The 8,152-nt window shown below is 61.7% G+C and carries 8 protein-coding genes; 1 reads left to right on the top strand and 7 read right to left on the bottom strand.

The features are described 5' to 3' along the window. The 3 genes from B3873_RS00025 to ndk form a co-directional block, all read right to left on the bottom strand. Positions 1–649 (bottom strand): helix-turn-helix domain-containing protein (locus B3873_RS00025; protein ID WP_286863413.1); only part of this gene is annotated, 649 nt, incomplete at its 3' end. A 300-nt stretch (positions 650–949) separates the two neighbouring features. Continuing rightward, positions 950–2,122, bottom strand: coding sequence for a 23S rRNA (adenine(2503)-C(2))-methyltransferase RlmN (rlmN, locus tag B3873_RS00030; RefSeq protein WP_034333976.1), 1,173 nt, complete (start codon positions 2,120–2,122; stop codon positions 950–952). Positions 2,123–2,218: 96 nt separating this feature from the next. After that, positions 2,219–2,644, bottom strand: coding sequence for a nucleoside-diphosphate kinase (gene ndk, locus B3873_RS00035; protein WP_034333977.1), 426 nt, complete (start codon positions 2,642–2,644; stop codon positions 2,219–2,221). Positions 2,645–2,912: 268 nt separating this feature from the next. Between ndk and B3873_RS00040 the strand changes: the two genes are divergently transcribed. Then, complete coding sequence (locus B3873_RS00040) at positions 2,913–3,602, top strand: Bax inhibitor-1/YccA family protein (RefSeq protein ID WP_039785351.1); 690 nt, start codon at positions 2,913–2,915, stop codon at positions 3,600–3,602. A 75-nt stretch (positions 3,603–3,677) separates the two neighbouring features. Here the strand turns inward: B3873_RS00040 and rlmD are convergent, their stop codons facing one another. From rlmD to B3873_RS00060, 4 genes are all read right to left on the bottom strand, one after another. Beyond that, complete coding sequence (gene rlmD / locus B3873_RS00045) at positions 3,678–5,039, bottom strand: 23S rRNA (uracil(1939)-C(5))-methyltransferase RlmD (RefSeq protein ID WP_209535450.1); 1,362 nt, start codon at positions 5,037–5,039, stop codon at positions 3,678–3,680. Between the two features lie 140 nt (positions 5,040–5,179). Next, positions 5,180–6,193, bottom strand: a complete 1,014-nt coding sequence (gene rpoS / locus B3873_RS00050; RefSeq protein ID WP_286863415.1) for an RNA polymerase sigma factor RpoS — start codon at positions 6,191–6,193, stop codon at positions 5,180–5,182. A 3-nt stretch (positions 6,194–6,196) separates the two neighbouring features. Beyond that, positions 6,197–7,180 (bottom strand): peptidoglycan DD-metalloendopeptidase family protein, encoded by a 984-nt coding sequence (locus B3873_RS00055; RefSeq protein ID WP_286863416.1) that lies wholly within the window; start codon positions 7,178–7,180, stop codon positions 6,197–6,199. A 221-nt stretch (positions 7,181–7,401) separates the two neighbouring features. Further along, the coding region (locus B3873_RS00060; RefSeq protein ID WP_286863417.1) for a protein-L-isoaspartate(D-aspartate) O-methyltransferase at positions 7,402–8,152 on the bottom strand (751 nt) is incomplete at its 5' end.

Genomic DNA, 8,152 nt, shown 5'->3' on the forward strand with positions numbered 1-8,152 from the left:
GCTCCTCGGCGGGTGCGGACGTGATTGTTTCAACACGGGCATTCACCGGTGTCTCGGTGGAAGAAGCGGTCTCGGCCGACTGCACATTCTGCGCATCCGGAGAGGTGCCCGACGCTGCTGCTGCCTCCTCGTGATGCGATTTGAGGAAGGCCAGCTGCGGCACATTGGCACCGAGTTCAGTCCAGCGCACGGCTGCCGCGCCTGCCAACAGGGCGACCACCACCACACCGGCGACGATGGGCAAGGCCGAGCTGTTGCCGCGCGTGCTCATCATCATGGCCGGCAGCGGACCTTCCGAGAACGGCGTGGAGAGCTGGTGCTGCGGTACGATGTGGTCGCGCTGCTGCACGGCCGACTCCTGCGGCAAGGAAGCCGTCACGGCATGCACATCCAGCCCCAGCACCTTGGCATAGCTGCGCACGAAACCGCGCGCCACGGCCAGGCCGGGCAAGGCTGCATAATTGTCCGCTTCGATCGCCATGATCTGGCGCGGGGCCAGCTTCACCAGGCTGGCTGCCTGCTCGATGGTCCAGCCCTTCTTCTGGCGCGCTGCGGCCAGCGCGGCGCCGGGCAAGACCTGGGCCGGGGACGATGGACCAGGATCTTGCGGTTGCTGCGACGACATTTCGTTCATTTGTTGATCACTCATCAAATGCTCCACATGGAAAAGCTTTTTTTAGCCGGCCCTGGCCGGATTCTTCTGGAGCGTCCCTGCGCGGCTCCTGCCGCGTCCCTCCGGGGAAATTCGACAACTTCAGCCCATCCTGAACCATAACGGCAGAACGGACGATCATTTCAGCAAAAACACAAAAAGGACGTGCGATGCCTGCGCCCCAGCGCAACATCGACGCCCCCGTTACCCATTCTGTAAAAAGCGGCAACTGATCCCTCGCCGTGGCGGCGAAGGCTGGTACCGCAGGACCAGCAAGGACATGGGACCACCCTGCCGTCACCCGGAGATCTCCACGATGCGGCCAAAGTCCTTGCCGAACTTGGCCTGGTATTCGGCCATTTTCTGCATGCGTTCCTGCACCCGTGTACGATCCTTCACTTCGCCGGCCAACTGGCCGCAGGCGGCATCGATGTCGTCGCCACGGGTCTTGCGGATGGTGGTCACGATGCCAGCATCCATCAGGATCTGCGCAAACGCCTTGATGCGCGGATTGTGCGAGCGCTTCAAGCCCGACTCGGGGAAGGGATTGAAGGGAATCAGGTTGAACTTGCAGGGGATGGCGGTCTCGCCTTCCTTCACCAGCGCGACCAGTTCGCGCGCATGGGTGTCGGTGTCATTGACGCCATCGAGCATGCAGTACTCGAAGGTGATGAAGTCGCGCGGCGCGAATTCCAGATAGCGCTTGCAGGCCAGCATCAGCTCACGCAGCGGATGCTTGCGGTTCAGCGGAATGAGCGAATCGCGCAGCGCATCGTTGGAGGCGTGCAGCGAGACAGCCAGCGCCACCGGGCACTCCTGCGACAGCTTGTCGATCATCGGCACCACGCCGCTGGTGGAGAGCGTGACGCGGCGGCGCGACAGGCCATAAGCATTGTCGTCCAGCATCAGGCGCAAGGCGGTGACGGTCGGCTCGAAGTTGAGCAACGGCTCGCCCATGCCCATCATGACCACGTTGGTGATCTGGCGCTCGCCCTTGGGGCCGCCTTCGATGCCCTTGGTCTTGCGCAATTCGAATTCCGCCATCCACAGCTGGCCGATGATTTCGGCCACGGTGAGATTGCGGTTGAAGCCCTGCTTGCCGGTGGAGCAGAAGCGGCAATTCACGGCACAGCCCGCCTGCGTCGAAACGCACAGCGTGCCGCGGTTTTCTTCAGGAATGAACACGGTTTCCACCGCGTTGCCCTGGCCCACGTCGACCAGCCACTTGCGTGTGCCGTCGGTGGAGGTATGGTCGCTGATGATGGCCGGCGCACGGACTTCGGCGCGGGTCTTCAGCTTGTCGCGCAGCGATTTGGCCAGGTCGGTCATCTGATCGAAATCAGACACGCCGAACTGGTGTATCCATCGCTGCAACTGCTTTGCACGAAACGGCTTCTCACCCAACTCGCCGCAGTAAGCGACGAGTTGCGCGGGATCCATATCCAGCAGATTGGTGAGAGCTGTAGTCATGATGCTTGCGGTCGGGACCAGAGCAGAAAGACGCAGCAGGGATTGCTGCGCCGGTTTCCACCCCAGCCCGGAAGACCGATGAAAAACAGGAACAGATTAACGCGAATAAACGTTCAGTGCCGGGAAGAAGTAGGCGATTTCGCCCTTGGCGGTTTCTTCAGCGTCCGAACCGTGCACGGCGTTGGCGTCGATGGAGTCAGCGAAGTCGGCGCGGATGGTGCCCTTTTCGGCCTTCTTCGGATCGGTTGCGCCCATCAGGTCGCGGTTCTTCAGGATGGCGCCTTCGCCTTCCAGCACCTGGATCATCACCGGGCCGGAGATCATGAAGTCCACCAGGTCCTTGAAGAAAGGACGCTCACGGTGCACAGCGTAGAAACCTTCGGCTTCAGCGCGCGACAGTTGGGCCATGCGAGCAGCGACGACCTTCAGGCCGGCGTTTTCGAAACGGCTGTAGATTTGACCGATCACGTTCTTGGCGACGGCGTCGGGCTTGATAATCGACAGGGTGCGTTCAATTGCCATGAGAAAAACTCCAATAAAAATAAAGGCTTAAAGCCAATAATTGTTAATTCAATGAACCTTGTATTTTAGCATGAAACCATCAGATATCATGTCAATTCACCTGCTTTGACACGGCATTCGGGCAGTAGCGCATTGAAATCAGCCAGGATGCGCGAGATAACGGCCTCACATAAAGTGCCCGCATCTCGAACCAGAGCGAGGGAAGACTTGTCTTAGCAGTGAGCCATCGTGCTATTCTCTGGCTCGCATTCAACGCTTCGGAGGACATATGAATCAACTGGACACGACCTTCGGCCACTCGACCACGAGCCTGGCCACCCGCAACCGCGTTCTGCGCAACACCTACTGGCTGCTGGCGCTGTCGATGATCCCGACCGTGCTGGGCGCCTGGCTGGGCGTGCAGATGCATTTCAGCCTGTTTGCTGCGAGCCCGATGATCGGCTTCGTGCTGTTCCTGGCGATCGCCTTCGGCTTCTTCTACGCGATCGAGAAGACCAAGAATACTGGCTGGGGCGTAGCTTTCCTGCTGGGCTTCACCTTCTTCATGGGCCTGATGCTGTCGCGCCTGATCGAGTACACGCTGGGCTTCTCCAACGGCGCCGGACTGATCATGACGGCCTTTGGCGGCACCGCCATCATCTTCTGCGGCATGGCCACCATCGCCACCGTCTCCAAGCGTGACTTCTCGGGCATGGGCAAGTGGCTCTTTGCAGGCGTGCTGGTGATTCTGGTGGCTTCGCTGGCCAACATCTTCCTGCACCTGCCGGCGCTGCAGCTGACCATCTCGGTGGTGGCCATCGCCATTTTCTCGGCCTACATCCTGTATGACGTGCAACAAGTGGTCAACGGCGGCGAAACCAACTACATTTCGGCCACGCTGGCGATCTACCTGGACGTCTACAACGTCTTTGCCAACCTGCTGTCCATCCTGGGCATCGTCGGCGGCAACCGCGACTGATCTCGCGAATATTGCTTCAAATGAAATAAAAATGCCGGCGCAAGCCGGCATTTTTTTCGTCTGCTGCCCTCGACCTCACTCGGGCAGATCGAACACGGCGATGGATTCCACGTGGGCCGTATGCGGGAACATGTTCACCACGCCAGCATACTTGAGTGCATAACCACCCAGATGGACCAGCATGCCTGCATCGCGCGCCAACGTCGCCGGGTTGCAGGATACGTAGACGATACGCTTGGGCTTCAGGTGCTGCTGTTCCGGCGGCAATTCCACGAGGGCCTTGCAGACTTCCATGGCACCTTCGCGCGGCGGGTCGATCAGCATGCGATCGAACTTGCCAAGCGCCACGAAATCTTCCGGCTTGGCCTCGAACAGATTGCGGCAATAGAAACTGGTCTTGGCATCGACGCCATTGACCTTGGCATTGTCCAGTGCGCGCTCGGTCAGGGCCGTGCTGCCTTCGATCCCGACCACTTCGCGTGCCAAGGTAGCGATGGGCAGCGTGAAGTTGCCCAAGCCGCAGAACAGGTCGGCCACGCGATCCTGCGGCTGCACATCCAGCAGGCGCAGCGCACGGGCCACCAGAACGCGGTTGATCTGGTGATTCACCTGGGTGAAATCGGTCGGCTTGAACGGCATGCGGATACCGAATTCAGGCAAGGTGTACTGCAGGCGCGATTCGGCGGGATAGTAAGGCGCTGCCGTATCCGGCCCCTTGGTCTGCAGCCACCATTCGATCTTGTGCTCGTCGGCAAAGGTCTTGAGCAGGGTTTCATCGGCCGGGCTCAGCGCCTCCATGATGCGCAACACCAGTACGGTAACCTTGTTGCCATCGTCGCCCTCACCCACGGCCAGCTCGATCTGCGGCATGCGATCGCGAATCGACAGCACTGCCACCAGTTCACGCAGCGGCACCAGCATGGCCGACACATTGGGCGGCAGGATTTCACAAGTCTTCATATCGGCGATGAAGGACGAGCGCTTTTCATGGAAGCCCACCAGCACCCCACCCTTCTTGGCCACGTGGCGCACCGAGATCCGGGCGCGATAGCGATAACCCCAGGTGGGGCCATAGATGGGACGCAGCATGACCTCGGCCTTGGTCTTGCCCAGGTGCCAGAGGTTGTCTTCCAGCACGCGCTGCTTCATGGCGACCTGGGCCGACGGCTCCAGATGCTGCATGGCACAGCCGCCGCAGGTGCCGAAATAATCACACCGGGGCTTCACCCGCAGCGAGGACTCGCTATGCAGCGTGGTCATCACGCCCGCCTCCCACTTGGGCTTCTTGCGATAGGACTGAAAACTGACCCGCTCGCCCGGCAGCGCGCCTTCGACGAAGATGACCTTGCCTTGCGTGCCATCCTCGTTTTGGAGGTGACCAACGCCGCGCCCGTCCATGTCGAGCGACTTGATTTCAATGATGATGTCTTGTTGCATGAGGGAAACCACAGGGTAGGACCGAAGCCCGCTGCCGAAAACAAAAGCGGTATTGTCCGCGATCCGGGACCGCGAGGGAAGCAGCAAGCGCATCCGGACCGCGCCGGCCCGCGAAATCACTGCAATTTAGAGGAAGCGCCCTAGAACAACGCGTCGCGGCTCACGCCGCGCGAGGTCAGCAGCCGCTTGAGCTTGACCAAAGCCTCCTGCTGCACCTGGCGCACGCGCTCACGAGTGATGCCCATCTCGCCCGCCAGTTGCTCCAGCGTCGAGGGATCGTCGTTGTCCAAGCCGAAGCGGCGGGCCACCACGACACGTTGTTTTTCGGACAAGCTCTTGAGCCATTCCCGGATCAGCAAGGCCATTTCCTGGCTTTCGGCACGGGTGTCAGGATGCTCTTCGACGGCACTGGGCAAGAGATCCATCAGGCTGGCCTGCGGGTCGTTATCCAGCGGGGTGTCCAGCGAGGCTGCATGTTCGGACAGGGCCAGCACATCCTGCACCTCTTCCACCGGGCGGTCGACCAGGTGCGCGATGTCTTCGGCGCTGGCGTCTCTTCCGTCACGTTGCTGCGCTTCGAGGTGATATTTTGCGCGCAGAATCTGGTTCAGTTCGCGCACCATATGCACGGGAAGCCGCACGGTACGGGCCTGATTCATGATGGCGCGCTCAATGCTCTGGCGGATCCACCAGGTGGCGTAGGTAGAGAAGCGGAAACCGCGCTCCGGCTCGAACTTGTCGATGGCGCGCATCAGGCCGAGGTTGCCCTCTTCGATCAGGTCCAGCAGGGCCACGCCCCGGTTGATGTAGTGCTTGGCAATCGACACCACCAGCCGCAGGTTGTGCTCGATCATCTTCTGGCGCGCCTCGAATTCGCCGGCCTTGGCCTGGGTGGCGAAATGCAGCTCTTCGGCCGCCGTCAACAGCGGCTTGGCACCGATCTTGTTGAGGTAATGCTGGGTGGTGTCGGTGGAGAGTTCGGCGGCGAGCACCTTCTTGAGCTCGTCCACGCCTTCGGCCGGGGCCGCCTGCTGGGGCTGCTCGGCAGCATCGCCGTCAATCACTTCCGGTTCATCGATCTCCTCGATGGGATCGTCCATATCCTCTTCACGAGGGTCCTGGTCTGGCAAGTGATCGCGGCGATTGCTCGTCATACGCTAGCGTGGCGGTAAGTATTTTGAAGGATCAACAGGTTTACCCTGCTGGCGGATCTCGAAATGCAGTTTGACGCTGTCGCTGTCGGACTTGCCCATTTCAGCGATCTTCTGTCCCTTGGTCACCGCCTGGCCTTCCTTGACCAGGATGGTCTTGTTGTGGGCATAGGCCGACAACAAGTTGTTGGTGTGCTTGATGATCACCAGGTTGCCATAGCCACGAATGCCGCTGCCGGCATACATGACCTTGCCACCCGCTGCCGCCAGGACCGCCTGGCCATCCTTGCCTGCAATATCTACACCCTTCTTGCCGCCTTCGAAGGTGCCGACCACCTTGCCGTCGGCCGGCCACATCCAGGTCACGCCTTCATCATCGCTGGCGACCGGCGCCTGGCTGGCTGCCGCCGGCTTGTCCGCTGCATGCGGCGCTTCCGGCTTGGCGACAGCCGCAGGGGCTGCAGCAGGTGCGGCTGCCGGTGCAGCATCAGGCTTTTCCAGTTCAGCCAGGGCACTTTCCGAGTAAGCGCGCTTGTCACCGCGCGGACCAGTCTTGTTGCTGCCCGAGGCCATCGGTGCTGCAGTCGGTGCGGCGGCGCCTGGTGCACCCAGCGGCCTCACATCCAGGCCTGCGCCCGGCGCGGCAGCCACGGTCGCCGTCTGGGCCGGACCGGCACGATCGGGCGGCGCCACGCGCAGCACCTGGTCGACCTTGATGTCGTTCGGGTTGGTCAGGTTGTTCCAAGCGACGATGTCGCGCCAGTTCTGCCCGACGTCCAGGGCGATGCGATACAGGGTATCGCCCTTCTTGACGGTGTAATAGCCACGTCCCGACGGGGCCGGCACCACCGGAGCGGCAGCAGCATCGGCCGGCTTGGCGGTGCTCGACGTGCGCTCGACGACGGGCGCCGGCTGCTGATTCGGTGTCGAGCCGCAGGCGGCCAGCAAACTGACGACACTGCCCAATACAGCCAAACGAATTTTCTTCATGCTCTTACGTTAGATTTTGTACGACGCTAGTTGACACGCAGCCAGCGCCAGAAGTTCATCAGGGAAATGCGGCCCCCTTGCCTGCCCATCCGCTCTTTTCATCGACCCGCGGCTTGGATGCTTGTGCTTGTTGCCGCCCGCTCCCTGTTCGATGATGCGTGGCGGACCTGATATCCGCCGGTTCTGCTCATTGCGTCCTGCTCATGCCGGACTTTGCCGACCTACACCGTTCCCGGCCGCAGCGGCACGAAATGGCACTGTTCCAGGGTGGTACGGCGCCAGTCGCGCTGGCCCACACGTTCAATCAGTTCCAGCACCTGCTGGCGTTCGCCCACGGGCGCTACCAGCCTGCCGCCAATGGCGAGCTGTTCCAGCAGGGCCTGCGGCACTTCGAGACCTGCCGCCGCGAGGATGATGCCATCAAACGGCGCAACTTGCGGCAGGCCAAGCATACCATCTCCGTAATGCAAGCGGATGTTCGCCACGCGCAAGGGACGCAGATTGGTCTTGGCCAGTTCATGCAAGGGCTTGATGCGCTCGATGGAATACACCTCGCCTGCTACCCGCGACAGCACGGCGGCCTGGTAGCCGCAGCCGGTGCCGATCTCCAATACCCGGTCCAGGCGGCCGCCATGGCGATTCTGGCGCATCAGTTCGATCATGCGCGCCACGATGTAGGGCTGCGAAATGGTCTGGTGATGGCCGATCGGCAGCGACGCATCGATATAGGCCTGGCTGGCCAGGCCGGGTTCCACGAACATGTGGCGCGGCACTGCCTCCAGCGCGGCCAGCACCTTGGCATCGGCCACACCCTGCTTGGCCACGCGCGCCACCATGGCCTTGCGCACCGCTTCCGAGGCCAGCGGCGAGGCATGATGGGAAGCATTGGTCTGGGTCACCGTCATGACGTTCCTGACGGCCGTGCGCGGCACCGGCGCGGCGCTCAGCAGCGGCTGGGCAGGCGCTACCGGC

Source organism: Herbaspirillum sp. UBA812 (genome assembly GCF_002296545.1).
Classification (GTDB): domain Bacteria; phylum Pseudomonadota; class Gammaproteobacteria; order Burkholderiales; family Burkholderiaceae_D; genus Herbaspirillum; species Herbaspirillum huttiense.

Excerpts from the sequence above, each read along its gene's own strand:
- ndk (WP_034333977.1), bottom strand. The coding sequence starts at position 2,644 with ATGGCAATTGAACGCACCCTGTCGATTATCAAGCCCGACGCCGTCGCC.
- rlmN (WP_034333976.1), bottom strand. The coding sequence starts at position 2,122 with ATGACTACAGCTCTCACCAATCTGCTGGATATGGATCCCGCGCAACTC.
- rlmD (WP_209535450.1), bottom strand. The coding sequence starts at position 5,039 with ATGCAACAAGACATCATCATTGAAATCAAGTCGCTCGACATGGACGGG.
- B3873_RS00040 (WP_039785351.1), top strand. The coding sequence starts at position 2,913 with ATGAATCAACTGGACACGACCTTCGGCCACTCGACCACGAGCCTGGCC.
- B3873_RS00055 (WP_286863416.1), bottom strand. The coding sequence starts at position 7,180 with ATGAAGAAAATTCGTTTGGCTGTATTGGGCAGTGTCGTCAGTTTGCTG.
- rpoS (WP_286863415.1), bottom strand. The coding sequence starts at position 6,193 with ATGACGAGCAATCGCCGCGATCACTTGCCAGACCAGGACCCTCGTGAA.